24 protein-coding genes are annotated in these 25270 nt (G+C 52.3%); 21 read left to right on the top strand and 3 right to left on the bottom strand.

All coding sequences use genetic code 11. The features are described from left to right. Positions 1–2: 2 nt before the first annotated feature. From cheB to PHX60_RS01595, 21 genes are all read left to right on the top strand, one after another. Positions 3–1088 (top strand): chemotaxis-specific protein-glutamate methyltransferase CheB, encoded by a 1086-nt coding sequence (gene cheB / locus PHX60_RS01695; RefSeq protein WP_300073787.1) that lies wholly within the window; start codon positions 3–5, stop codon positions 1086–1088. A gap of 121 nt (positions 1089–1209) precedes the next feature. Beyond that, positions 1210–1587: a response regulator gene (locus PHX60_RS01690; RefSeq protein ID WP_300073784.1), complete on the top strand. Its 378-nt coding sequence runs from the start codon at positions 1210–1212 to the stop codon at positions 1585–1587. A gap of 20 nt (positions 1588–1607) precedes the next feature. After that, a complete protein-coding gene (locus tag PHX60_RS01685) occupies positions 1608–2867 on the top strand; it encodes a methyl-accepting chemotaxis protein (protein ID WP_300073782.1) in 1260 nt (419 codons plus the stop codon). A gap of 18 nt (positions 2868–2885) precedes the next feature. Beyond that, on the top strand, positions 2886–3521 hold the full coding sequence (locus PHX60_RS01680) for a HEAT repeat domain-containing protein (RefSeq protein ID WP_300073780.1): 636 nt from the start codon (positions 2886–2888) through the stop codon (positions 3519–3521). Positions 3522–3528: 7 nt separating this feature from the next. Further along, positions 3529–4365: a protein-glutamate O-methyltransferase CheR gene (locus PHX60_RS01675; RefSeq protein WP_300073778.1), complete on the top strand. Its 837-nt coding sequence runs from the start codon at positions 3529–3531 to the stop codon at positions 4363–4365. Between the two features lie 6 nt (positions 4366–4371). Then, positions 4372–4743, top strand: coding sequence for a response regulator (locus PHX60_RS01670; protein WP_300073775.1), 372 nt, complete (start codon positions 4372–4374; stop codon positions 4741–4743). Next, entirely contained in the window at positions 4740–7487 is a 2748-nt protein-coding gene (locus tag PHX60_RS01665) for a chemotaxis protein CheA (RefSeq protein WP_300073773.1), read from the top strand. The genes PHX60_RS01670 and PHX60_RS01665 overlap by 4 nt, the downstream gene beginning before the upstream one ends. After that, on the top strand, positions 7487–7732 hold the full coding sequence (locus PHX60_RS01660; protein WP_300073770.1) for a hypothetical protein: 246 nt from the start codon (positions 7487–7489) through the stop codon (positions 7730–7732). The genes PHX60_RS01665 and PHX60_RS01660 overlap by 1 nt, the downstream gene beginning before the upstream one ends. A 29-nt stretch (positions 7733–7761) precedes the next feature. Further along, on the top strand, positions 7762–8136 hold the full coding sequence (locus PHX60_RS01655) for a response regulator (RefSeq protein WP_300073767.1): 375 nt from the start codon (positions 7762–7764) through the stop codon (positions 8134–8136). A 21-nt stretch (positions 8137–8157) separates the two neighbouring features. Beyond that, the gene (locus tag PHX60_RS01650) at positions 8158–9381 is read left to right on the top strand and encodes a methyl-accepting chemotaxis protein (protein ID WP_300073764.1); all 1224 of its coding nucleotides are present in this window, start codon (positions 8158–8160) and stop codon (positions 9379–9381) included. A gap of 48 nt (positions 9382–9429) precedes the next feature. Then, positions 9430–10185, top strand: a complete 756-nt coding sequence (locus PHX60_RS01645; protein WP_300073761.1) for a ParA family protein — start codon at positions 9430–9432, stop codon at positions 10183–10185. Between the two features lie 61 nt (positions 10186–10246). After that, positions 10247–11452, top strand: a complete 1206-nt coding sequence (dapC, locus tag PHX60_RS01640) for a succinyldiaminopimelate transaminase (RefSeq protein ID WP_300073759.1) — start codon at positions 10247–10249, stop codon at positions 11450–11452. Between the two features lie 17 nt (positions 11453–11469). Further along, positions 11470–12294 carry a 2,3,4,5-tetrahydropyridine-2,6-dicarboxylate N-succinyltransferase gene (gene dapD / locus PHX60_RS01635; RefSeq protein ID WP_300073757.1) on the top strand — a complete coding sequence of 275 codons (825 nt, stop codon included), beginning with the start codon at positions 11470–11472 and terminating at the stop codon, positions 12292–12294. 52 nt (positions 12295–12346) lie between these two features. Beyond that, complete coding sequence (locus PHX60_RS01630) at positions 12347–13510, top strand: PilT/PilU family type 4a pilus ATPase (protein WP_300073754.1); 1164 nt, start codon at positions 12347–12349, stop codon at positions 13508–13510. Positions 13511–13566: 56 nt separating this feature from the next. Continuing rightward, on the top strand, positions 13567–14736 hold the full coding sequence (gene dapE, locus PHX60_RS01625) for a succinyl-diaminopimelate desuccinylase (protein WP_300073749.1): 1170 nt from the start codon (positions 13567–13569) through the stop codon (positions 14734–14736). Then, complete coding sequence (prmB, locus tag PHX60_RS01620) at positions 14733–15632, top strand: 50S ribosomal protein L3 N(5)-glutamine methyltransferase (RefSeq protein ID WP_300073747.1); 900 nt, start codon at positions 14733–14735, stop codon at positions 15630–15632. The genes dapE and prmB overlap by 4 nt, the downstream gene beginning before the upstream one ends. A gap of 21 nt (positions 15633–15653) precedes the next feature. Beyond that, positions 15654–16721, top strand: a complete 1068-nt coding sequence (locus PHX60_RS01615; RefSeq protein ID WP_300073744.1) for an acyltransferase — start codon at positions 15654–15656, stop codon at positions 16719–16721. Positions 16722–16854: 133 nt separating this feature from the next. Further along, a complete protein-coding gene (locus PHX60_RS01610) occupies positions 16855–17817 on the top strand; it encodes a glycosyltransferase family 2 protein (protein WP_300073741.1) in 963 nt (320 codons plus the stop codon). Beyond that, positions 17810–18166, top strand: a complete 357-nt coding sequence (locus tag PHX60_RS01605) for a hypothetical protein (protein WP_300073738.1) — start codon at positions 17810–17812, stop codon at positions 18164–18166. The genes PHX60_RS01610 and PHX60_RS01605 overlap by 8 nt, the downstream gene beginning before the upstream one ends. Before the next feature lie 2 nt (positions 18167–18168). After that, entirely contained in the window at positions 18169–19935 is a 1767-nt protein-coding gene (locus tag PHX60_RS01600) for a hypothetical protein (protein WP_300073735.1), read from the top strand. A gap of 68 nt (positions 19936–20003) precedes the next feature. Further along, positions 20004–21989, top strand: coding sequence for an ATP-binding cassette domain-containing protein (locus tag PHX60_RS01595; RefSeq protein ID WP_300073733.1), 1986 nt, complete (start codon positions 20004–20006; stop codon positions 21987–21989). 292 nt (positions 21990–22281) lie between these two features. Here PHX60_RS01595 and phbB read toward each other — a convergent pair whose 3' ends face one another. From phbB to PHX60_RS01580, 3 genes are all read right to left on the bottom strand, one after another. Then, on the bottom strand, positions 22282–23019 hold the full coding sequence (gene phbB, locus PHX60_RS01590; RefSeq protein WP_300073730.1) for an acetoacetyl-CoA reductase: 738 nt from the start codon (positions 23017–23019) through the stop codon (positions 22282–22284). 103 nt (positions 23020–23122) lie between these two features. Further along, entirely contained in the window at positions 23123–23896 is a 774-nt protein-coding gene (locus tag PHX60_RS01585; protein ID WP_300073727.1) for an EAL domain-containing protein, read from the bottom strand. 172 nt (positions 23897–24068) lie between these two features. Next, complete coding sequence (locus tag PHX60_RS01580) at positions 24069–25247, bottom strand: acetyl-CoA C-acetyltransferase (RefSeq protein WP_300073725.1); 1179 nt, start codon at positions 25245–25247, stop codon at positions 24069–24071. Positions 25248–25270 lie beyond the last annotated feature (23 nt).

The raw sequence follows: 25270 nt of genomic DNA, 5'->3' as shown, positions 1-25270 counted from the left end.
TGATGATTAAGCTGCTCATCGTTGACGATTCGGCGTTGATGCGCCGCCAGCTTTCCATGCTATTTCAGGCGCAGGGGGATTTTGAAATCCGCCAAGCCCGCGACGGTGCCGAGGCAGTGGCCGAAAACCGCAGCTTCCAACCCGATGTCGTCACATTGGACATCAACATGCCACAGATGGACGGCATCACGGCGTTGTCGCTCATCATGGCCGAGCGCCCAGTGCCGGTCATTATGGTGTCCTCCCTGACCGAAAAAGGGGCCTTGGCCACCTTTGAGGCCCTCAATTTGGGCGCGGTGGACTATGTGGCCAAACCCGGCGGCACGATTTCGCTGTCGATTGACACCATCCAAGCCGACCTCATCGCCAAGGTGCGTGGTGCCGTGCGTGCGCGCCCCAGCAAAGCACGCACCAGCAGCGTCAGTGCGCGTGGCTTGGGCGAGCGCCTGCGCGAACAACATACCCAAGCAGCACAAGCAGCAAAAGCGCGCGTCAGCAGCGCTGGCCAATCGCGCGAGGGTTTGGTGCTGATGGGGGTCTCTACCGGCGGCCCACGTGCGCTAGAAGAGGTGCTGCCGCTGTTACCGGCCGATTTTCCGTGGCCAGTGCTGGTAGCCCAGCACATGCCTGCCAGTTTTACGGCCCCTTTTGCCGCGCGGTTGGACTCTATCTGCGCGCTGCAAGTAGTGGAAGCCAGCCGCCCGATGCCCGTGACACCGGGCACCATTTACATTGGCAAAGGCGGGGCCGATATGGTACTGGCCAAGCGTGGTACCACGCTGACCGTTTTGCCCAAACCCGAATCGAGCCAACATCTTTGGCACCCTTCGGTAGAGTTGCTCGGGCGCAGTGCGCTAGAGCACGTTAACCCGCAATCGCTGGTGGCTGTGTTACTGACAGGCATGGGCAATGATGGGGCTGCGGCCTTTGCCGACATCAAAAAGAGCGGCGGAAAAACCGTAGCGGAATCCGAAGATACAGCAGTGGTCTTTGGGATGCCTGCCGAATTGATTGAGCGTGGTGGTGCGTCATTGGTGCTGCCAATTGACAAAATCGCAGCCCAACTCAAAGCTTGGGCTTTACGCTAAATTGGCGCTTGCGCTGATTTGTTTCGTTTTTTCGTATACCTCTTACACGGTGGACATGCAAGGCACCGATTTTTAACCGCTGCGCCCATCCTAGATGGTGCGCTTTACCGGCCTGACTACCGTGACCAATAAAATCATCCTCGTCGTTGACGATTCGCGTACCATGACCTTGAGTTTACGCTCCAATTTGGAACACAACGGCTTTACCGTTGTCACTGCCATTGATGGTGTCGATGCGCTAGAAAAACTCAAAGCAGGTCTCAAACCCGACCTCATCATCACCGACATCAAAATGCCGCGCATGGATGGCCTAGAGTTAATTCGAGAAATCAAATTGCTGCCCGAAGTACGCTTTGTGCCCATTCTCACTTTAACCACCGAAAACAACCCCAAAAAGCGTGAGGCCAGCAAACAAATGGGGGCCACCGGCTGGTTGGTGAAACCTATCTCTGGCACCGATTTAATCCAAGTCGTTAAACAAGTCGTGCCAGGCGCTTGAAACAAGGCATTTCCGACAAAATGAAGCCTCACGATATACGCCAGCCAGTGCTGTCAGGGCGCAGTATTTTGCTTTTGCTGGTCAGTATGGTGCTGGGCATAGGACTGGTGTTTTTTCTCTGGCCCCTGCTCCAAGCTGCACTGTTTGACCATGTGCCAGCTTGGCCGTGGCCGCATGTGCTGGCCTTGCTGGCCCTCATGACCTTGTGCAGCGTGCTGGCCTATCTAGCGCTGGGCTGGCTGGAACCCCGCTGGTCAGGGGCCGGGCAAAACCAAGGCCGTATGCCGCTGCCAGAGGCCGTGGCCGAACTGCGTACCGTTGCGCCCTACCTGAACGTACTCAGCCAACAACTAGAGGGCACCCTGCAAGAGACCGAACGCGGTGTCTTGCCCTTGGTAACGGTACTCAACCAAATGCCGCAAGTGCTGCAAGACCAAATACAGCGCATTGCGGCCTCGCAAAGCAGCGGCAACGAATTGCTAGAAGTGGTGCGCGAAAAGTTAATGATTGACGAGCAATTGGGTTCCATTCTGCAAATGTTTGTCGAAAAACAAGAGCAAGATGTCCAAACCAACCTTGACCGCATCCACAACCTGCAAGAAGTCAAAGAGCTGTCCTCTTTGGTTTCGGTGATTGCCCATGTGGCGCAGCAAACCAATGTGCTGGCCATCAATGCCGCCATCGAGGCCGCCCGTGCTGGCCCCGCTGGGCGCGGTTTTGCCGTGGTCGCGGCGGAAATTCGCCAATTGTCTATCCGCACCGCCAGCGCAGCTACCGAAATTGGAGCCAAAATCACCAAAGCCACCGCAGGCGTGGACGAACAATTGGCCCATGCCATTGAAACCAGCCAACGCGATGCCTCTAGCAGCAATATGCGCCGCGTGCTGTCTGACATCAAAGACATGCAGGCCCGCTTCGCCGAGGCCGCCAAAAACAACCGCATGGAAGAGGTGATTCGCAACGTGCGCCAAGGCCACGATGCACTGGTCGAGCTGCTCACCGAGGCGATGGGCCATGTGCAGTTCCATGATGTGATGCGCCAGCGCATCGAGCATGTTAAAACGGCCATGACCGATTTAGACCAACACCTGCAAAGCATGGCCGACCAACTGCTAGAGCGTCCTTGGAACCCCGGCAGCATGGGCAGCTTGCAACAACGCCTTGATGCCCAAATGCAGCGCTATGTCATGCAAAGCCAAGTGGACACCCACCACGCCGCCACCGGAGCTGTTACCAAGCCCCACCCCGGCGTAGAGCGTCCCAAAATTGAATTGTTCTAGCCCTCCTCTGGATTCATCATGGCCCTTATCAAACCATCCCAGCAAGAGCAAACCAACGCCGCTGTCAACACGGACCACCATCGCGCAGCGCGCGATTACCCCGTGCTGTGCCAGCAATTGCAAGCACCAGAGGCCGAAACCCGGCGCTGGGCCGCACGCGACCTGCAAGACTGCCCCAACAGCAGCCCCGCTATTGTGGCGCGGCTACTGCTAGAACCCGACCAATCGGTGCGCGAAATCATGCTGACCACCTTGGTACGCATTGGCGATGCCGCTGCCGTGGCCGGTTTGGTGCAATGCCTACGCAGTGAAGAGGCGGCCCTGCGTAGCGAGGCCATCGAAGCACTCAAGCAACTGCCCCAAGCCATCGCCCCCATCATGCGCCAGCTGCTGATTGACCCATCGAGCGATGTGCGAATTTTTGCCGTCAATGTATTAGAAACCCTGCGCCACCCCGAAGTAGAAACTTGGCTGACCGAAGTCATTGTGCGCGACCCGCATGTCAACGTCTGCGCGACGGCAGTCGATTTGCTGGGCGAAGTAGGTTCGGCCACGGCTTTAGATCCGTTGCAACAACTCAAAGCCCGTTTTCCCCAAGACCCCTATATCCAGTTCGCTGCCAACTTGGCCATTAAGCGCATCAAAGAAGCATGAGCCCACCATGACCGAGCCCACCATTAGCGACGAAGATTTTGGCAAGTTTCGTGAGTTTTTTTACCGTAAAACAGGTATTCAGTTTGATTTTAGTAAACGCTATTTTGTAGATAAACGCTTATTGGAGCGCATGGCCGCCACCGATAGCCAAAATTTTCGCAGTTACTTTACCATGCTGCGCTTTCAGGCATCAGGCGAAGAACTGCAACACCTGACCAACTTAATGACGGTCAATGAAACTTATTTTTTTCGCGAAGAGTACCAATTCGATTGCTTGGCAAAATCTATTTTGCCCGATTTAGTGGAGCGTAAAAAACACAGCGGCCCACTCCGCATTTGGGTGTTACCCTCTTCTTCGGGCGAAGAAGCCTACTCGATTGCTATTTTTTTACTGGAGCGTTGGGCTGATTTAGAGAAATACGATATAGAAATTGTCGCCTCGGATATTGACACCAACATCTTGGCCCAAGCCAAGGCAGGTTTTTATTCAGAGCGCTCGGTAGCGCAAATGCCTACATCGTATATTCAAAAATATTTTCGGCGTGTGGCCAATGGGTTTCAACTGATAGATGATGTACGCTCTTCCGTAGAGTTTACTAGGGTTAATTTATCTGACCGGGCTGATACCCGCCCTTACCGCAATTTTGATGTGGTATTTTGCCGCAATTTACTGATTTATTTCGATGATGTCTCGCGCAAGGCGGCTGCCGAGACTTTCTACGATGCGCTGCGACCCGGAGGTTTTATTTGCCTAGGGCACTCTGAATCGATGAGTCGGATATCAGCCCTCTATCGGGTACGCAAGTTTCCCGAAGCCATTGTTTACCAAAAACCCATCGAGTAATGTGCCATGAAAAGGATTCTCATCATTGACGACGCAGCCACTGTACGCATGTACCATCGAGAAATTCTCGAGGCGGCGGGCTATGCGACGCAAGAGGCCGTCAATGGCCTCGAAGCACTAGAAAAAACCTTGGTACAGCCGTTTGATTTGTATTTGGTGGATGTCAACATGCCCAAGTTGGATGGTTATGGCTTTCTGCGCGAATTGCGCCGCCAAAATTTACCGCAAGCACCGGCTATTATGGTCTCCACTGAAGCGGATGAACAAGACCGCAAACGGGCTTATGCAGCGGGAGCCAATTTGTATTTGGTCAAACCGGTGCGCCCCGAGCAATTACTTGCCCCGATTGATTTATTACTCGGAGGCCCCCAACCATGAATGAGTTGCTAGAGCAATTTTTGTCCGAAGCGCGCGATGCGCTAGAGGGCATCGGCACCAAATTGATGGAGTTGGAGCGCGCGCCCCAAGATGTAGAGCTGATGACACAGCTATTCCGGCTGGTGCATACGCTCAAGGGCAACAGTGGGCTGTTTGATTTTCCAGAAATGACCCGGGTGTTGCACGCCGGTGAAGACCTGATGGACGCGGTGCGCCACGAGCGCGTAAGCTACTCCGAGACCTTGGCCGATCGCCTTTTGGATGCAATGGACTTTATTGGCCGCCTGTGCGACGGCATAGAAAGCAACCAGCCTCCCAACCCCGCAATGGCCACCGAGGCAGTGCGTTTGGCCGCTGGTCTGCGCCAGCTCATTACCCCCGACGGCAACAGTGACAACGCCGAGCCATTGGCACACAGCAGTAGCGCCAGCGAGCGCAGCACGCCACCAGTGCCTGCCATGCCCAACGCGGCCGAGTTGCTGCAAATCCCAGAAAGTGTGCGTTTGCAGGCTTGGCAACGGGCGCAAGAGGGCGAGCCGGTGCTGTGGGTACGCTACCAACCGGCAGAAGAATGCTTTTTTCAGGGTGAAGACCCGCTGCACCAAGCCAAACTCACCCCCGGTTTGCTGTGGGGTGGTATGCAGGCACGCGCCCCTTGGCCGCCCTTGGCCGAGATAGATGCCTACCAGTGCCAGCTCAACTTTGGGCTGTTGGTGGTCGGCCACCGCAGTGACATCGAAACCCATTTTCGTTACGTCCCTGAGCAAATTGAAATTTTGCCCACCCCAGCGCTGTGTTTGGCCCTGCCCATAGGAGACCCCAACGGCGGCCCCGTTTATGAAGATTTTGTGGCCGATGCGCTGCAATTTGTTCAAGTACGCGATAGTGCGGGCTTAGCGCGCACCGTGCGCCTGATGCTGGAGCTGTCCAACAGCAGCTTGTGGCTGGCCTCGGCACTGCGCTGGCTCGATACCCTGCTCCAAAGCACCACCCCAGACTGGCAAGCACTGCAAGCCTTGGTGTTGTCGATACGCACCCTGCAAGCGCCCGACTGGCACGCCTTTATCCAACAACAGGCCGATGATGCAGAGGACGCAGAGGCTGCTTTGGCGGCTCCTGCCACGCCAGCGACCACGGCCAGCGCTGTGGCAACATCGTTGCCCACGCAAGAGGCACTGCACCACCTGTTGCTGGTGCAACGCGAGGTGCTGGCACTGCCCGATACCGATGCTTGGTTGGCTGGGCGGCTCAAGGCCGTCTCGGGTGCGCTGGCCGCTTGCTTGCGCGCTACCGGGCGTTTGGCCGAAAGCGCCAGCTTAGAGGCTGCTACCAATACAGCCTTAGAACAAGGCCAAGCCTTGCCTTTGGCCCAATGGCTAGAAACCGCCTTTGCCACCCCCGAAACGGCCACCGTGGTTAGCATGGGCAGCAGCCATGCGCCAGCACCAAAATCAGCGCCCACAGCAGCAGCAAGCCCACCCGCCCCAGCGCCAGCAGCAGAAACTCCACCAGCGCCAGACCTTGGCAGTACCGAGTCCAAAATGGGCCGCCGCAGTGACGACCACCTCAGCCCCAAAAGCCTGAAAGTGGACCAAGTCAAAATTGACCGACTCATGAACCTGATTGGCGAGATGGTGGTGGCCAAAAATGCCATTCCCTATTTGGCCAACCGGGCCGAAAACCAATACGGCGTGCGCGAATTAGCGCGCGAAATCAAAGCCCAATACGCCGTTATCAACCGCATCTCCGAAGAAATGCAAGATGCCATCATGCAGGTACGCATGATGCCGGTATCGTTCATTTTTCAGCGTTTTCCGCGTTTGGTGCGCGACACCTCGCGCAATCTGGGCAAAGACATCAACTTGGTACTAGAGGGCCAAGACACCGCCGCCGATAAAAACATCATCGAAGCGATGGGCGACCCGCTCATCCATTTGGTCCGCAACAGCATGGACCACGGCCTAGAACTGCCCGAAGTCCGGCTGGCGGCTGGCAAACCCGCCCAAGGCACGCTCAAAATTATTGCGCGCCAAGAGGCCGACCGGGTGCTGATTGAAATCAGCGACGACGGCAAAGGGATTGACCCCACCCTCATGAAGCGCAAAGCCTACGAAAAAGGCCTGATTGACGAAGCCACGCTAGAGCGCATCACCGACCAAGAAGCCATCAACCTGATTTTTTTGGCCGGTTTTTCTACCGTTGAGGTGGTATCCGAATTGTCCGGGCGTGGCGTGGGTATGGATGTGGTGCGTACCGCCATCAACCGCGTCAATGGGGCCATTGCCCTAGAAAGCGTGCTGGGCCAAGGCACCTGCGTCCGCTTGTCGCTGCCGCTGTCTATGGCAGTGAGCAACGTCATGACGATTGAGGCCGATGGCCAAATTTTTGGCGTACCGATGGACAAGGTGGTAGAAACCGTGCGCGTGCCCCGTTTGGCGGTGCGCGAGATTAAACAAGGCTTGGTTACCGTGTTGCGTGGCCGGGTAGTGCCGCTCAAATCGCTCAACCGCCTGCTTGGGCTGGCAGCGCCGCCCCAGTGCAACAATAACGACGAATATGCCGTGCTGGTGGTGCGTGTGGGCAATGCCACCTTGGGCCTGTTGGTGGACAATTTCCATGAAACTGCCGACATCATCCTCAAACCACTGTCGGGGGTACTGGCGGGCCTTAGTATGTATTCTGGCTCGGCCCTGATGGGCGATGGCTCGGTGCTGATGGTGCTCAATATCCAGGAGATGCTCTGATGCCGATTGAATTTCGCAAAAAACAAGTGCTGCTCAAAGGCATTGTCGGGGTAGAAGAAGCCGAAAATCTACTGGCTGGCCTGCAAAAAAGAGGCGGCCTCAGTGCCGATTTATCCACCTGCGAACATCTACACCCGGCCAATATTCAGGTACTGTTGGCCGCCCAAGTGCCGATTGACGCTTGGCCTAGCGATGTAGTGCTACAGCAATTTCTTCAATCTATTTTTATCCCGCGTGGTGCTTAAAAGCCCACCCTCAAGCCAAACAACTCACCATGACCAAAACCATTCTGATTGTTGATGACTCGCTCACCATGACCATGAGCCTCAAATCGAATTTAGAGCTGAACGGCTTCAAAGTAGAATCTGCCGGCGATGGCCTACAAGCCCTGACCAAACTCAAAGGTGGCCTCAAGCCTAACCTTATCATCACCGACATCAACATGCCACGCATGGACGGCATGGAGCTGATACGTCAAATTAAGCTGCTACCGGGTTTTCGCTTTATTCCCATCCTGACCCTCACTACCGAGAGTGACCCCAAAAAACGCGACGAAAGCAAAAAACTCGGCGCTACCGGCTGGCTGGTCAAACCCGTCTCGGGGCCTGACTTGGTACGCATCGTCAAACAAGTTCTGCCCGGCGCTTGAGCCAGCTGAAGGAGTTGAACCGTGGGAGTTCATACATCGTCGTCTGCTTTCGGATATGCACTGGTTTCGTCGGTTATTGCGGCGGTGTTGGTCTCTTTCGTGGTGCTGTGGCTATCGGGGCCGTGGCTCTGGGTGCTGTCCAGCAGTTTGGCCAGTATGGGCTTGGGTGCAGCCCTGCATTGGGCTTGGAACCGCTGGCACCAACGCCAAGGCCCCGACGGGTACGCTGGTGCTGGTCATGGCCAGCGTATGCCGGTAGCGGTCGCTGCTGAAGAAATTCGCGCCGTGGTGCCTTACCTGAGCGTGATGCGTGGCCAGTTAGAAGGGGCTTTGCATCAGGCCGAAGAAGGCGTAGTGGCGCTGATTAGCCTGCTCGACCAAATGCACGCCGCTTCGCAAGAGCAGGTAGAGCGCATTGCTTCATCGCAGCAACAAGGCGCAGAGATCACGCAGGTATTCCATGACAAGGTACTGATTGACCGCCAATTGGGTGCCATCCTCAAAATGTTTGTCGAAAAACAAGAGCAGGATGAAACCAGCAATGTCGAACGCATTCAGCGGCTGCAAGAAGTCAAACAGCTGTCTGGTTTGGTGGATGTGATTACCAATGTGGCACAGCAAACCAACTTTCTGGCCATCAACGCCACCATCGAGGCTGCCCGCGCTGGCCCCAGTGGCAAGGGGTTTGCGGTAGTAGCGGCAGAAATCCGGCTGCTTTCTACCCGCACCGCCTCCGCTGCCAAAGAAATTGCCCAACGCATTGCTGCCGTTACCGATGGCATTGATAGCGAGTTGGCCCAGGCCGTAGATGTGAACCAGCGCCATGCTTCTACCAGCAATATGCGCCATGTTCTGACCGACATTGAGCAAATGCAAGAGCGCTTTGCCGAGGCTTCTCAGCACATGGAACAAATCATTGCCGGTGTGGACCGTGGGCACAGTTCCATCTCGCTGTGCCTGACCGAAGCAATGGGCCATATGCAGTTTCATGATGTGCTACGCCAACGGGTAGAGCATGTACAGGCCGCCATGATTGAGCTAGACCAGCATCTGCAAAGCATGACCGACCAGCTGATTGACCACCCTTGGGACCCCGCCACCATGACCACCCTCAAAGAGCGCTTAGAAGCGCATATCAAGAGCTACGTCATGCAAAGCCAAATTGATGCCCACCAAGCGGCGATGGGCACCACCCCCACCGCTGGTGCCGCCACCAACGACCGTCCCAAGATTGAACTGTTCTAGTTCTAAGTTCTCAACACGCTCACTGCGTTCAAGGCAAGCAGCACTATCATGGCCCGTACCCTCATCATCAGCAACCGCAAAGGCGGCACTGGCAAATCCTCCAGCGCTGTCAACATTGCCGCCGAACTGCACGCCCGAGGCCAGCGGGTGCTGCTGATAGACATGGACACCCAAGCGCACTGCGCCTATGGCGTAGGCATCACGGTAGCGCGCGATGCCCCCACCTTGCATGGCTTTATGGCCGGCCGCCACCCGCTAGAGGCTGCTGTGCTGCCCACCGCTTGGCCGGGCCTAGACCTCATCCCCGGCGACCCGCTGTTTGAGCATGGCTCAGGCCAAGTGGGCGAGTTATTACTGCGCGATGCTTTGCAGCAAAGTGGTTTGGCCCAAGCCTACGACACCATCGTGTTAGACACCCCGCCCTCGCTGGATGCTTTGCTGCTCAACGCTTTGTGTGCAGCCGATAGGGTACTCATCCCCTTTGTGCCGCATTTCTTAGCCGGAGAAGGCGTGCGCCAACTGGCCCGGGTACTGTTCAAAATTGCCAGCCGGGGCAGCAACGAAAATCTGCGCGTGCTGGGCTTTTTGCCGGTGATGTTAGACACTCGGGTCAACTTGCACCGCCAAGTGACCGAAGGATTGGGCCAGCAATTTGGCCGTGGCCGCATGTTGCCCGGCATTCGCAACGATATTCGGGTGGCCGAGGCTTTTGCCGCTGGCCAACCACTGCGCTATTTTGCCCCCAAAAGCCGCGCCACGGCCGATTACACCGAAGCAGTCGATGCGCTGTTGCAGCGTTGGTAACGGGTGCAGGGCGAACCACAAGCGCTATGTAAGGATGCCAAATGTCCGATAATCCAAGGCTATGAACCCCTTGCTCTCGCGTCTGCAGCCCTACCCGTTTGAGCGGCTGCGCGAACTTTTCGCCCCCATTACCCCCAACCCGGCCTATACGCCCATCAGCTTAGGCATTGGCGAGCCAAAACACGCCGCCCCCGAGCTGGTCAAGCAAGCCCTGACCGAAGCGCTGGGCAGCGGCTTAGCGGGTTACCCGGCCACCACCGGCACCCCCGCACTGCGCCAAGCCTGTGCCGACTGGCTGCAACGGCGCTATGGCGTGCAAGTCCACCCGGCCACACAGGTGCTGTCGGTCAATGGTACGCGCGAAGCGCTGTTTGCCTTTGCCCAAACCGTGATAGACCCCACGCGCGCCGGTGCCACGGTCGTCTGCCCGAATCCGTTTTACCAAATCTACGAAGGCGCAGCCCTGTTGGCCGGTGCGACACCGTACTACGCCCCCAGCGACCCGGCCCGCAACTTTGCCGTCGATTGGGACAGCGTGCCGCCAGAGGTTTGGGAACGCACCCAACTGCTCTACGTCTGCTCGCCCGGCAACCCCACTGGGGCCGTGATGCCGCTGGACGAGTGGCGCAAACTGTTCGCCCTGAGCGACCGCTACGGCTTTACCATTGCCTCGGACGAGTGCTACAGCGAAATCTATTTCCGCGACGAGCCGCCCCTTGGCGGCCTAGAAGCAGCCACGCAACTGGGCCGCACCGGCTTTGAACGCCTAGTAGCCTTTACCAGCCTGTCTAAGCGCAGCAACGTACCCGGCCTGCGTAGCGGCTTTGTTGCCGGTGATGCCGCCATCTTGCAACAATTTTTGCTCTATCGCACCTACCACGGCAGCGCCATGAGCCCCGTAGTGCAAAGCGCCAGCATCGCCGCTTGGAACGATGAACAACACGTCATCGACAACCGCGCCCAATACCGTGCCAAGTTTGCCCAAGTCACGCCGCTGCTGGCCAGCGTGATGGAGGTCGCCCTGCCCGATGCCGGTTTTTACCTTTGGGCCGCAGTGCCAGCGCGCTGGAATGGCAGCGACACCGACTTCGCACGCGAATTGCTGGCTCAATACAATGTCACGGTTTTGCCCGGTAGCTACTTGGCGCGCGCAGCCCAAGGCTTCAACCCCGGCCAAGGGCGCATTCGCATGGCCTTGGTGGCCGAAACCGCCGAATGCCTAGAGGCCGCCCAGCGCATCGTTCAATTTATCCAATCCAATCCCTAAGATTTAAAAGATTCACCATGAGCCAACAACTGCAAACCATCATCGAAGCCGCTTGGGACAACCGCGCCAACCTCTCGCCCGCTGTGGCCCCAGCTGAAGTACGCGATGCCGTCGAGCATGTGATTGCACAACTCAACGACGGCCAATTGCGCGTTGCCACGCGCGAGGGCGTGGGCCAGTGGACAGTCCACCAGTGGATTAAAAAAGCGGTGCTGTTGTCCTTCCGCCTGAAAGACAACGTACTCATGCAATCGGGTGCGCTCAACTTTTTCGACAAAGTGCCCACCAAGTACGAAGGCATGAGCGAGTCTGACATCGCCGCCACTGGCGTGCGCGTGGTGCCCCCCGCCGTGGCCCGCCGTGGCAGCTTTATTGCCAAGGGTGCCATCCTGATGCCCTCTTACGTCAATATCGGCGCTTATGTGGATGAGGGCACAATGGTGGACACTTGGGCCACCGTCGGCTCCTGCGCCCAAGTGGGTAAAAACGTGCATCTATCCGGCGGTGTCGGTTTGGGTGGCGTGTTAGAACCCCTGCAAGCCAATCCAACCATCATCGAAGACAACTGTTTCATCGGCGCACGCTCCGAAGTGGTCGAAGGCGTGATTGTCGAAGAAAACTCCGTCATCAGCATGGGCGTGTATATCGGCCAAAGTACCCCCATTTACGACCGCGCCACCGGCGAAATCAGCTATGGCCGCGTACCTGCCGGTTCGGTGGTTATCTCGGGCAGCCTGCCTAAAGACGACGGCAAATACAGCCTGTATGCCGCCATCATCGTCAAGCGCGTCGATGCCCAAACCCGCGCCAAAACCAGCTTGAACGACTTGCTGCGCGACTAAGCGCCGCGATGGCCCTCGCACACCCATACCACCACCTTTTGCGGATTTGCCCATGAGTACGATGGAGCGCATTCTGCGCCTGATGGCCGAGAAAAAAGCATCGGATATTTACCTCTCGGCCAATGCGCCAGCACTCATCAAAATCAATGGCGAGTGCATCCCTATCAACAACCAAATTCTGCCGCCCGATGCGCCGCGCAATTTGTTGTCCGAGGTGGTGGCTCCTGAGCGCATTGAAGAGTTACAAGAAACCGGCGAGCTTAATATGGGCGTGCCGATTGCGGGTGTCGGGCGTTTTCGGGTCAGTGCCATGCGCCAACGCGGCAGTTATGCCGTGGTTATTCGCTTTATTGCCCAAGAAGTCCCCCAACTAGCAGACCTGAACCTGCCACCCATTTTGGGTGATTTGATTATGGAAAAACGCGGGTTGGTGCTGGTGGTTGGGGCCACTGGCTCGGGCAAAAGCACCACGCTGGCGGCCATGATTGACAAGCGCAATGGCCTACAAACCGGCCACATCCTGACGATTGAAGACCCGGTAGAGTTTCAGTTTCGCAACAAAAAATCCATCGTCAACCAGCGTGAAGTGGGCAGCGATACCCAATCCATGCAAATTGCGCTCAAAAATGCGCTGCGCCAAGCCCCCGATGTGATTTTGATTGGCGAAATCCGCGACCGCGAATCTATGTCAGCAGCCATTGCCTACGCCCAATCGGGCCATTTGTGCTTGGCCACTTTGCACGGCAACAACAGTTACCACGCCCTGAACCGGATTTTGAGTTTCTACCCAGTTGAAGTGCGTGCCACTATGTTGAGTGATTTATCCTCAGCCCTCAAGGCCGTGGTCACGCAACGCTTGGTGCGTACCTCTGCCGGTGCCCGCGTGCCCGCCGTCGAGGTGATGCTAAATACCAAGTTGGTATCGGAATTGATCGAAAAAGCCGATTTTTCTGGCGTGAAAGAAGCCATGGAAAAATCAATGGCCGAAGGTTCACAAACTTTTGAAGAAGATTTGGCCCGCCTGATTATGGAAGGCCGCATTGACCGCAAAGAAGGTTTGGCCTATGCCGATTCGCCCACCAACCTGATGTGGCGGCTGCAAAATGATTTCTCCTTGGCTGCCAAAGCCGCCCAAGCCCAGCAACAAGACCAGGCGGCAGAAGACGATACCCCCTCCTTCACCGAAATTACCTTGGATGTCACACCAGGCACCTGAGCAATACCGCTGCACCTTGGCGCTGGCCGCTGTGGCATTTTTCTAAGTTTTTATCCATGTCCCTGACCTTGTCTCTGGCCGAGGCGTTAATCTCGCGCCCTTCCGTCACCCCCGAAGATGCCGGTTGCCTGCAACTGATTACCGAACGCCTGACCCCACTGGGTTTTGTTTGTGAAGATATGGACAGCGGCCCCGCCCATTTTCGGGTAAAAAATTTATGGGCCAAACGCCCGGCCAACGCTGCCAGCGCTAAAACTTTGGTGTTTGCTGGTCATACCGATGTTGTACCCACCGGCCCAGTGGCCCAATGGAAAAGCGACCCCTTCACACCCACGCAGCGTGACGGCAAACTCTATGGCCGGGGTGCCAGCGACATGAAAACCTCTATCGCTGCTTTTGTGGTGGCGGTAGAAGAATTTCTGGCTGCCACACCAGAACCCCTGCTGAATATCGCTTTTTTACTCACCAGTGATGAAGAAGGTCCCTCGGTGGATGGCACCAAAATCGTGGTAAAGCAACTCAAGGCACGCGGTGAATTATTAGATTATTGCATCGTTGGTGAACCCACTTCCGTCAAATGCACTGGCGATATGATTAAAAATGGCCGCCGGGGTACACTGAGCGGCAAACTCACCGTGCGCGGTATCCAAGGCCATATTGCCTACCCACATTTAGCCCGCAACCCCATCCACGAAGCCGTACCTGCCTTGGCAGAATTGGCTGCCATGCGTTGGGACGAAGGCAATGCTTTTTTTCAGCCTACCAGTTGGCAAATGAGCAATATCCACGGCGGCACTGGGGCCAGCAATATCATTCCTGGTTCCGTGGTGATTGATTTTAATTTCCGTTTTTGCACCGAATCCACCGCTGAAGGTCTGAAAAAGCGCGTCCATGCCGTACTCGATCGCCACGATTTAGAATATGAATTGCAATGGACATTGGGCGGCGAACCCTTTTTAACCACCCCCGGCACACTGGTGCAAGCGGTACAACAGGCTATCCAGACAGAAACCGGCCTGACGACTGAACTGTCCACCACTGGCGGCACCAGTGATGGCCGTTTTATTGCTACCATTTGCCCACAAGTAATTGAGTTTGGCCCGCCCAATGCCAGCATTCACAAAATCGATGAGTATATTGCCTTGGCAGATATTGAGCCATTGAAAAATATCTACCGCCGCACGCTGGATAATCTACAGGCGCAAGCCGTGGCGGCCCAGTCATGAAAGGCGACACTATTGCCGCACTGATTGCTTCTGGCACTCAATCCTTACAAGCGGCTGGTGTGTCGTTTGGTCACGGCACCACCAACGCTCAAGACGAAGCCATTTGGCTGGTACTATGGCAGTTGGGCCTACCGCTGGACACTCCCTTAGATACTGAAGGTCCCGAGGCCATACAGCATCAAGCCGTCACGCCAGAGCAGCAAGCGCAAATAACTGCCCTGTTTAACCAACGCATCCACAGCCGCAAACCCGCCGCCTACCTCACTCAGGAAGCTTGGCTGCAAGGCGTACCATTTTATATTGACGAACGCGCCATCGTGCCGCGCAGTTTCATTGCCGAGCTGATTGCCAATGGCGGTTTTGACGACTGGTTGGGCGAGCATACCCATACTGTCTTAGATTTATGCACCGGCAACGGCAGTTTAGCCGTGCTGGCTGCAATGGCTTGGCCCGAAATTCAGGTGACAGGGGCCGATATTTCCCCCGATGCCTTGGCAGTAGCACAAATCAATGTTGCTAAACATGGGTTAGAAAAGCGTATCAACCTGCAATTATCCGATGGCTTAGCACAGCTGCCCGGCCCTTGGGATTTGATTTTGTGCAATCCACCTTATGTAAATAGCCAAAGTATGGCCCAATTGCCAGCAGAATACCAAGCTGAACCAGCATTAGCCTTGGCTGGTGGCAATGATGGCATGGATTTCATTCGCCAACTGTTGCGCGACGCCCCAGCCCGAATGAGCGAACATGCGGTACTGGTGCTGGAAATTGGCAATGAACGTGATTTTTTTGAGGCCGCTTTTCCGCAATTGCCGGTGTTTTGGTTAGAAACCAGCGCGGGAGAAGATCAAGTATTGCTGATGACTGGTGAAGTACTAAAAACGTACTCTTTTTGACAAATGCTTCAGTGATGCCCTATGGAAAAAAGCTCTGTATTTAATATCAGTGAAAATGTCAAATCTATTTTTGATAATTCACGACAAAACAATATTGATTTATTAAGATGCATTGCAGTTGCTGCTGTTTTTATCCACCATGCCCAACATACTTTTGGTGGAAATTTTCCATTTCTAGGCAGTTATGGTGGGCAATTTGGCCCACAACTTTTTTTTCTTATCAGTGGCTATTTAATTACAGTGAGTTGTCAAAAACACTCTTTGCGTGATTATTTTTTTCATCGCAGTTTTCGTATTCTACCAGCATACCTTTTCTTTTTTTTAACCATCGGCTTTGTCTCTGGCGGCATTAACATTAGTAAAATTTTACAATTCCCTGGTTATTTTTTTGCCAATTTAGTACTATGGCAACAATTATTTCCTAGTGCTTTGTTGACTTTTGATGTATTGCATGTCACTTGGACTTTAACAGTAGAAGTACTTTGGTATGCCTTAGCCCCGCTCATTCTTTGGCTACTAAAAGGCTCTGTACGTTGGCCTGCTGTGCTGTTTTTTGCTGTCTTTTCATCACTATGGTCTTATTTTGCGAGTCAAAGAAAATTTGATTTTTTGTTTCCAGGAGTTACCGATAGCAACCCTGGATTTTCTTATCTTTTTCTTGGAAATCACTTTTTTTCACAGATTTGTTTTTTTATTTTAGGTTCTTGGATTTATAGCCACAGAGAAAAATTAAAAACATGGAACCCTATTACTGGCTTCGTACTTGGGTCTATGATTTTTATGCTGATGCCCTACTACATGGTATTTAACCCTATTTTTATTACTGGAGTGGGTTTAACTTATTTCATGATTGCAGCTATCAACAGTACATCTATTAAAAATCGACTTGTTTTTTTTATTTCCGAAACTTCTTATTCTATTTATCTTTGCCATTTTCCTATCATTCTGTGGGTTCGTCACAGCTTGGGGCTAGATTCTTTTGCAGGTGTGGGGCTTTCTTTGTTGTTAACCATTTTAATAGCTTTTTTAAGTTTTATTTTCATTGAAAAACCCGGAATGAAAGTCGGGCGTTTTTTGACTAAAAAATAAGTCAAGCAATTGATTTCAATCATTAAAAATTTTTCTTCACTGAAAATTATTCAAAAACCAATCATCTGCTATTTTAATTTGAATCTCTGGTTCAAGTAATTGTTAAATATTTATTAAGTTATGAAATTTTAATATGATTTTGTCTTTGATTATACCTGCCTACAATGAAGCCATAGGAATAAAAAATGCCGTTCAAAAAATTATTTCTGAATGTGAAAACCAAGAAATGGAAATTGAGTGTTGGGTGATAGACGATGGATCAGCCGACAACACCCTGGCTGAAATAATCGCTATGGCCCATGAAGATAATAGAATTCATCCTTTGGCACTGACGCGCAATTTTGGAAAAGAAGCGGCTATCTTAGCGGGACTCGAAGCTGCTCAAGGTGATGCGGTGATTGTTTTAGATGCCGATCTTCAGCATCCACCCTCGCTGATTCCTGAGATGATTCAATGCTGGAAAAAAGGTTTTTTCGTGGTTGAAGCTGTGAAGCAAGAGCGAGGCAAAGAGTCTTTATCGCAGAAATTGTTTGCCAAAATATTTTATGGAGTTTTCGATCGTTTCGGTAATGTAAACCTTCGTGGATCCAGCGATTTCAAGTTGTTAGATAAAAAAGTGATAACTAGCTTGCTTGCTATGCCAGAACGCCACCGATTTTTTCGAGGGCTTGTTTCTTGGGCTGCGTATCCAACAGCCCGTCTTCCATTTGACGTAGCCCCGCGTGAATCTGGTCAAAGTGGTTGGAATACGTGGAAATTAGCTAAATATGCCATTGATAATTTAACCGGATTTTCACGCTTGCCTTTGCGTTTGGCTACTTTAATTGGAGTAAGCAGTGCTGCTCTTGCTTTTGTTGTAATTATTATTAGTTTAATTCAAAAAATTTCAGGTGTGGCCCTTGGAGGGTTTACGACAGTTAATTTCTTGATTGTCATTTTTGGAACAGCTATTTTAGCGGTTCTTGGTATTATTGCACATTATTTGGGCTATCTTTATGAAGAAGTCAAAGGACGGCCAATTTATTTGCTCCGCCCTTTAGGCCGTATAACAAAAAATTCTAACAATAAAGAAAATTTGGAAAATAATCATGAATAATTGGTTATTTGCAATTTTGGCTGTCTGTTGCAATGTAGGGGCTCAAATTTGCATGAAGTTTTCTATTGAAAGCAATCATTCAGAAAAATCAATACATTGGCTTACTTCACTTTTTTCTGTTTGGATTATAGCAGCTATTGCCCTTTATGGATTAAGTTTTATTTTAACCATTAAAGTACTTCAAGTTAATGCAATGAGTACAGCTACGCCAATTATGGCTGGTCTCACCTTTTGCTTAACAGCAATTATGGGAAATTTTATTTTCTCCGAATTATTTTCCATACAAAAAGGCATTGGAATTTTATTTATCTTTGCTGGAATTTTTCTTTTAACGCAATTCAAGGCTTGATAATGAAAAATTTAGAAGATTATTTTTTATCAAATAGAAAATATTTAATTGCAGTACTATCTTTAATAGTACTATCTTTTCTTTTGCATCATAAAGCCTTAGAAGGAAATTGGGGTTTTGATGATGGAGAACATCTGCGTTTTGCTTCTTCATATTCACCGTGGCAATATTTTTTTGATCCTGCGGTTCTAATTAAGCAAACGTATGCACATATCACCCCGTGGAATCCTTTTTTTTATGATATAGGGCTTCATTTTTTTGGATTTTCACCAACCGCTTTATACTGGATGCAATTGTGCGTCATTTCAGTCAGTGCTGTAGCCATTATTATTCTCCTTAAAAATTGGATTGGTTTATTTCCTGCGTGGATAGCAGCTGCATTTTTTCTTCTAGGGGTTCCTGCCCAACATGCGGCCCATTCTATTATGCTTGGGCATTATACAAGCGGCTTGCTCTGGTCTTTATTGTGCATGATTTTTTTCCAGAAAGCTTTGTCTGGAAAATTTTCGTTTTTATTTTTGGCATTGGCTGCATTTTCTTATGCGAATGCCGCTTTGTGCAAAGAGCTTTATGTTCCATTGCCTCTAATATTATTTTTCTGGCCTGGGCTTAAAGGATGGCGTGATAGAATTTATTGGTTGTGGCCTTTCATAGTGCTTGGTAGTATTTATGTAGTTTGGCGCAAATTCATTCTAGGAAGTGCAGTGGGAGGTTATGGCCAAACTTTGGTTGGCATAAGCTCTCAAGAGTCTTTTTTAAATTTCTTCCAAATGTTAGGCTCTTTTTACGGAGTTAAAAATTTAACGGCTGTATTCTTTATTTATGCTATAAAAATAATCTTTTTTATTTTTATCTTCAAAAAAATATTTACAAAACAAGATTGGTTGCGTTTTCTTGCTATCGCAGCCAGTTTAATGTTGCCCATTGTTATAACGATAACAAACGGCACATTCCATTTGATTGGGCCACGCATTTTATTTGCATTTTGGGTTGGTCTTGCTGTGGCCATATCATTTTTTGTTTATGGATTGATAACAAAAGAAAATTCTCGCCTCTTTCGGTTTTTAGGATTTTTTATCTTAATTATTTTTGGAGCATTAGCAGCAAAAGGTCAATACAATGACTGGAAATCATTAAGTATTTATAAAAATCAGTGGAATCATTATTATTCTTCTTATCTTCAAAGCACAAAAAGTGTTTTTATTATTGATGAAAAAGATTTTCACATGATAGATTACATCAATATGATTTTGACGGGCGCTTGGGAAGCTAGAGAAAAAATAAATAACTCGTCTAACTTACCGCCGTTGGTTTTGAAAAATTCCCCTTTTTCTTTAGCCCTTGCTGACATCGTTGATGCCAAAAACAGAAATGATGTTGAATTTCTGAATAAAGCCATTAAAAATTACAATCAGAGTCGTTTAGTAGAAAAATCAAGCTACGATTCATCTTCGGAAAAATTAATAATTCAAAATAAAGGTAATTCTTCTCAAAATTTTATTGTCATACAAAGAAACCATTCAAAAATAGTATGGAATTTTTCAGCGGACATGAAAAGTATTTATATTCTTTCGAAAAAATCAAGTGATCAAAAGTTTGCAGTTAATAAAATACCTAATTCAGGTGAATTGATAATTCCTGAAAATCAACTGCCTTTTGCAAAAATTCAAATACTGACCGATACAGATTCTAAAATACTTATGAGTGATGAAATTTCTCTTGATTTTGATGGGAGAAAAGAAATTCTTTTTTCTGAATCCATAAATTAGAAAAATTTCATCTACATTGGTACATATTTTTTAACTTTTAATAGCGCATAGGTTTATTGATACTGTTCATGATTATTCTCAAAAACGTCACCCTGCGCCGCAGCGCCAAAGTTCTGCTCCATAGTGTTAATGCCACCATCAATCCCGGCGAGCATGTCGGTTTGGTGGGCCGCAATGGCGCTGGCAAATCCAGCTTATTTGCCTTATTCAATGGCTCACTGCACGAAGACGGTGGCGACTTCAATATCCCAGCGCAGTGGCGCATGGCCCAAGTGGCACAAAACATGCCTGAAACCGACGACTCGGCCACCGATTTCGTTGTCGCTGGGGATACCCGTCTGGCCGAGGCCCAAGTCCAATTAAGCCAAGCCGAAGAATCTGGCGATGGCATGGCGATTGCCCATGCCTACACCGATTTGCACGATGCCGGCGTACATGATGCGGTATCACGCGCCCAAGCCCTGATTTTGGGCCTGGGTTTTAAGGTGTCCGAGTTAAACCATCCCGTCAATAGCTTTTCGGGTGGCTGGCGTATGCGCTTGCAATTGGCGCGCGCCTTGATGTGTCCATCCGATTTATTGCTACTCGATGAGCCCACCAACCACTTGGATTTGGATGCGCTGGTCTGGTTAGAAGCCTGGCTAAAACGCTACGAAGGCACTATGATTGTGATTAGCCACGACCGCGAGTTTCTCGATGCCGTGACCAATGTCACCATGCATATTGATAATGCACAACTCACGCGCTACGGCGGCAATTACAGCAAATTTGAAGAACTGCGCGCCCAGCAGCTAGAGTTGCAACAGGCCAGCTTTGCCAAGCAGCAAGACAAAATCGCCCACCTGCAAAAATTTATTGACCGTTTCAAGGCCAAGGCCAGCAAAGCCAAGCAAGCGCAAAGCCGCGTCAAGGCACTGGAGCGAATGGAGAAAATCGCCCCAGTGCTGGCCGATGCCGACTTTACTTTCGAGTTCAAAGAGCCGCAAAATTTACCCAACCCCATGCTGGCCATCACCGATGCTGCGTTTGGTTACCGTACTGAAGATGGCAGTGAAACAGCTATTTTGCACAAGGTCAACCGCAGTGTCTTGGCAGGCCAGCGCATTGGTATTTTGGGGGCCAACGGGCAGGGTAAATCAACCCTGGTCAAAACCATTGCCCGCACCATGACACCGCTGGCCGGTAGCATCACCGAAGGCAAGGGTTTGTCGATTGGCTATTTTGCCCAGCAAGAATTGGACGTGCTGCGCCCGCACGAAAACCCGCTAGAGCACATGATTCGCTTGGCCAAAGAACTGGGGCCACAGAGCAAAGAACCCAGCCGCGAACAGGATTTACGCAATTTTTTGGGCACCTTCAATTTCAATGGCGATATGGTCAAGCAAAGCGTGGGCAGCATGAGCGGTGGCGAAAAAGCCCGCTTGGTGTTGGCGATGATTGTCTGGCAACGCCCCAATCTGCTGCTGCTCGATGAGCCTACCAACCACTTGGATTTGGCCACGCGCGAGGCGCTGTCTATGGCGCTGAACGAGTTTGAAGGTACGGTGATGCTGGTCAGCCACGACCGCGCCCTGCTGCGTGCCGTGTGCGATGAGTTCTGGATGGTAGGCCGAGGGGCGGTGGGGCCGTTTGATGGCGATTTGGACGATTACCAGCGCTACCTGCTGGATGAAGCCAAACGCCAGCGTGAACTGGCCAAGCAAGACGCAAAACAAGAAGCTGCCAAGCCACTGACCGAAGCGGCCAAGGCCAGCGATAAACCAGCTGCTTCTGCTATCGCCACTGACCTGCGCGAACAACGCAAGCAAGAAGCCCAAATGCGCCAGCAGCTGGCACAAACGCTACGCCCGTTCAAGCGCGAACTAGAGCAGGTAGAACAGCGTATGGCAGCGCTCAATACCGAGCGCCAGCAGCTAGAGCAGCGCATGGCCCAACCCATGACCCCGACAGAAATTGCCCAAGCAGGCCGTAGCCTCAAAACCTGCACCGATACCATCGCCAGCTTAGAAGAGCGCTGGCTGGAATTGTCGGAGCAGATAGAAGCGCACAGCTAACCTGGCCAAAGCACCGCTCAAGCCCCAATAGGCCCCATTTTTGGGGCTTATTTTTTTGTTCAAGGCTGTCAACGGCCTGCACAGCAGCAACGTTGAAGGTACATCACAGACACTTTTGCAGAGCAAATACCATGACCTCCTTCACTACCCTTGCAGTTTGGCCCGAAGACGAACGCGACCGCAAGCGCGCTCCCAGCCGCATCTGAAGTCTGGAATTTTAAGACCATAAAAAAACCCCGCCAGCACGCTGTACGGGGTTTTTTGTGGTTTGGCTAAAACGCCGAACCCGTGCTTAGCTCATGTGCAAACCACCGTTGACCGAGAATTCAGCGCCGGTAGCGTAGCCACCTTCATCCGAAGCCAGCCAAGCAATGATTGAAGCGATTTCGCTGGGCAGGCCCAAGCGCTTCACGGGCACCGTAGCCACAATTTTTTCCAAGACATCAGGGCGAATGGCGTTGACCATATCGGTGCCGATGTAGCCGGGGCTGACGGTGTTGACGGTAACACCCTTGGTGGCCATTTCTTGGGCCAAGGCCATAGTAAAACCGTGCATACCGGCTTTGGCCGCCGAGTAGTTGGTTTGACCCGACTGGCCTTTTTCGCCGTTGACTGAGCTGATGTTAATGATGCGGCCCCAGCCCTTTTCTACCATGTCGGCCACCACTTGCTTGGTGACGTTGAACATGGAGTTCAGGTTGGTTTCAATGACCTGGTCCCAGTCTTCGCGCGTCATTTTCAGGAACATGCGGTCGCGGGTAATACCGGCGTTGTTGACCAGCACGTCAATGCTGCCATGCTCGGCCTTGGCTTTGGAGAACGCCTCGACGGTGGAATCCCAGTCGCCCACATTGCCTACGGAGGCGTAGAAGGTGAAGCCCAGCGCTTTTTGCTCGGCCAGCCACTTGGCATGGTCGCGCGTGGGGCCGCAACCAGCAATGACCGTGAAGCCTTCTTTGTGCAGTCGTTGGCAAATGGCGGTACCGATGCCGCCCATGCCGCCAGTGACGTATGCTACTTTTTTACTCATATTTTCATGCTCCTTGTGAATAATGATGGAAATCGTGTCTCCCCTCCACTGTACCGAAAATTTGCAACAGTGCAGTGAAGGAAAACACGGGTATCAGGTTTTTTTATGACGATAGTGGCAAACTTTCCCAGCCAGGGCGGGCAAACCAGTAGCCTTGCTGGTAGCGTATGCCGACAGACTGCAAATAGCGCGATTCTTCGGCAGTTTCTATGCCTTCGGCCACCATGTCAATCTGAAGGCGCGAACACACCAAGGCAATGCCGCACACAATGGCTTGGCGCACTGGGTCTTGGTCAATGTTGCGAATCAACTCCATATCCAACTTCAGCACATGCGGCTGAAAGCGCACCAACATGTTGAGGCCCGCATAACCGGCACCAAAATCATCAATCGCAGTGATAAGCCCTTGGCGGCGGTACTCGTTAAAAATAGCTTTGAGGTGATCGCCATTGCTCAGTGGTTCGCCCTCCGTCACTTCGAACATGATGCGATTGTGCGGAAATTTGAACTCTGCTGCAGCTTGCATGGTGGCGCGGATGCAAGTCTCGGCCCGATAAACGGCATTGGGCAAAAAATTGATACTCAAGCGACAGTCGGGTAATGCAGCCAAGCCTAAACTGGTGGCCAATTGAATTGCCTTGACCCGGCAAGCCTGATCGAAACGGTAGCGATTGCTATCGTCCACCCACGACAAAACCGTGGCGGCACCTTCGCCATCGGTGCCACGCACCAAGGCTTCGTAGGCAAAGGGGCGCTCTAACTCTACATCCACAATCGGCTGAAAGGCCATCGTGAAGTTAAAGGGCAATAAGCTTTTGTCGCGGCAAACGGCGCAACCCACCGGCTCGAAAGGTTGGGCAAAAACTGTCTGGTTCATACAAGGATAAGTGTACGCTTGCGCTGAGATGTTTGCAGCAAACAAAGCGCAAAAAATACACCAAAATAAAAAAGCCGCGACGGGTGCGCGGCTTTTTGGAGCTTGGATAAGGCAAGGGTAAGGGGTGGTTGCCCCTAAATCCCTAAATCCTTAAACCCCTACACTTTGCGGCTTAGCGCTCCAGTGCCAAAGCGACACCCATACCACCGCCGATGCACAGCGAGGCAATACCCTTCTTGGCACCGCTGCGCTGCATTTCGTGCAGCAGCGTGACCAAAATACGGTTGCCGGACGCACCGATGGGGTGACCGATAGCAATCGCGCCACCATTGACGTTGACCTTGGCGGGGTCAATGCCCAGTTCTTGGTTGACGGCAGCAGCTTGGGCGGCAAAGGCTTCGTTCAGCTCGAACAGGTCGATGTCGGCAGCGTTCCAGCCAGCGCGTTGCAGTGCCTTGCGCGTGGCATACACGGGACCCATGCCCATGATGGCGGGGTCCAGACCGCTGGTGCCATAAGCAGCAATACGAGCCAAAGGTGTCAGGCCCAAAGCGGCAGCGCGCTTGGCACTCATGACCACGACGGCGGCAGCGCCATCGTTGATACCAGAAGCATTGCCAGCGGTGACGGTGCCAGCCTTGTCAAAGGCGGGGCGCAGACCGGCCAGCGCTTCCAAAGTGCTCTTGCGGTTCAGGTATTCATCAGCGTTGAACACCAAGGGGTCACCCTTGCGCTGGGGGATGCTCACGCCGACGATTTCGTCGGCAAACTTGCCAGCGTCTTGGGCAGCGGCGGCTTTTTGCTGGCTACCAAAGGCCAAGGCATCTTGCATTTCGCGCGTGATGCCGTATTGCTTGGCCACGTTTTCGGCGGTGATGCCCATGTGGTACTGGTTGTACACGTCCCACAGGCCATCGACAATCATCGTGTCCTGCATTTTCCAGTCGCCCATGCGCTGGCCATCGCGCGAGCCATTGAGTACGTGGGGGCTGGCGCTCATGTTCTCTTGGCCGCCAGCGACGACGATGTCGCTATCGCCGTGGGCGATGGCTTGGGCCGCCAAAATCACCGATTTCAGACCGGAGCCGCAAACGGCGTTGATGGTCAGGGCGGGGGTTTCTTTGGCCACACCGGCTTTCATCATGGCTTGGCGAGCGGGGTTTTGGCCCAGACCAGCGGCCAGCACTTGGCCCATGATGACTTCACCGACTTGGTCGGGGGCTACCTTGGCGCGGGCCAGGGCTTCTTTGATGACGATGCTGCCCAGCTCGGTAGCAGCTACCTTGGCCAGCGAACCACCAAACTTGCCCACAGCGGTACGGGCAGCAGAAACGATAACGATGTCTTCCATAGTCTTCTCCTTGTTGTCAACGG

This window comes from Giesbergeria sp., from assembly GCF_028686475.1.
Classification (GTDB): Bacteria; Pseudomonadota; Gammaproteobacteria; order Burkholderiales; family Burkholderiaceae_C; genus Simplicispira.
This window is presented reverse-complemented; position numbering and strand designations above follow the sequence as displayed.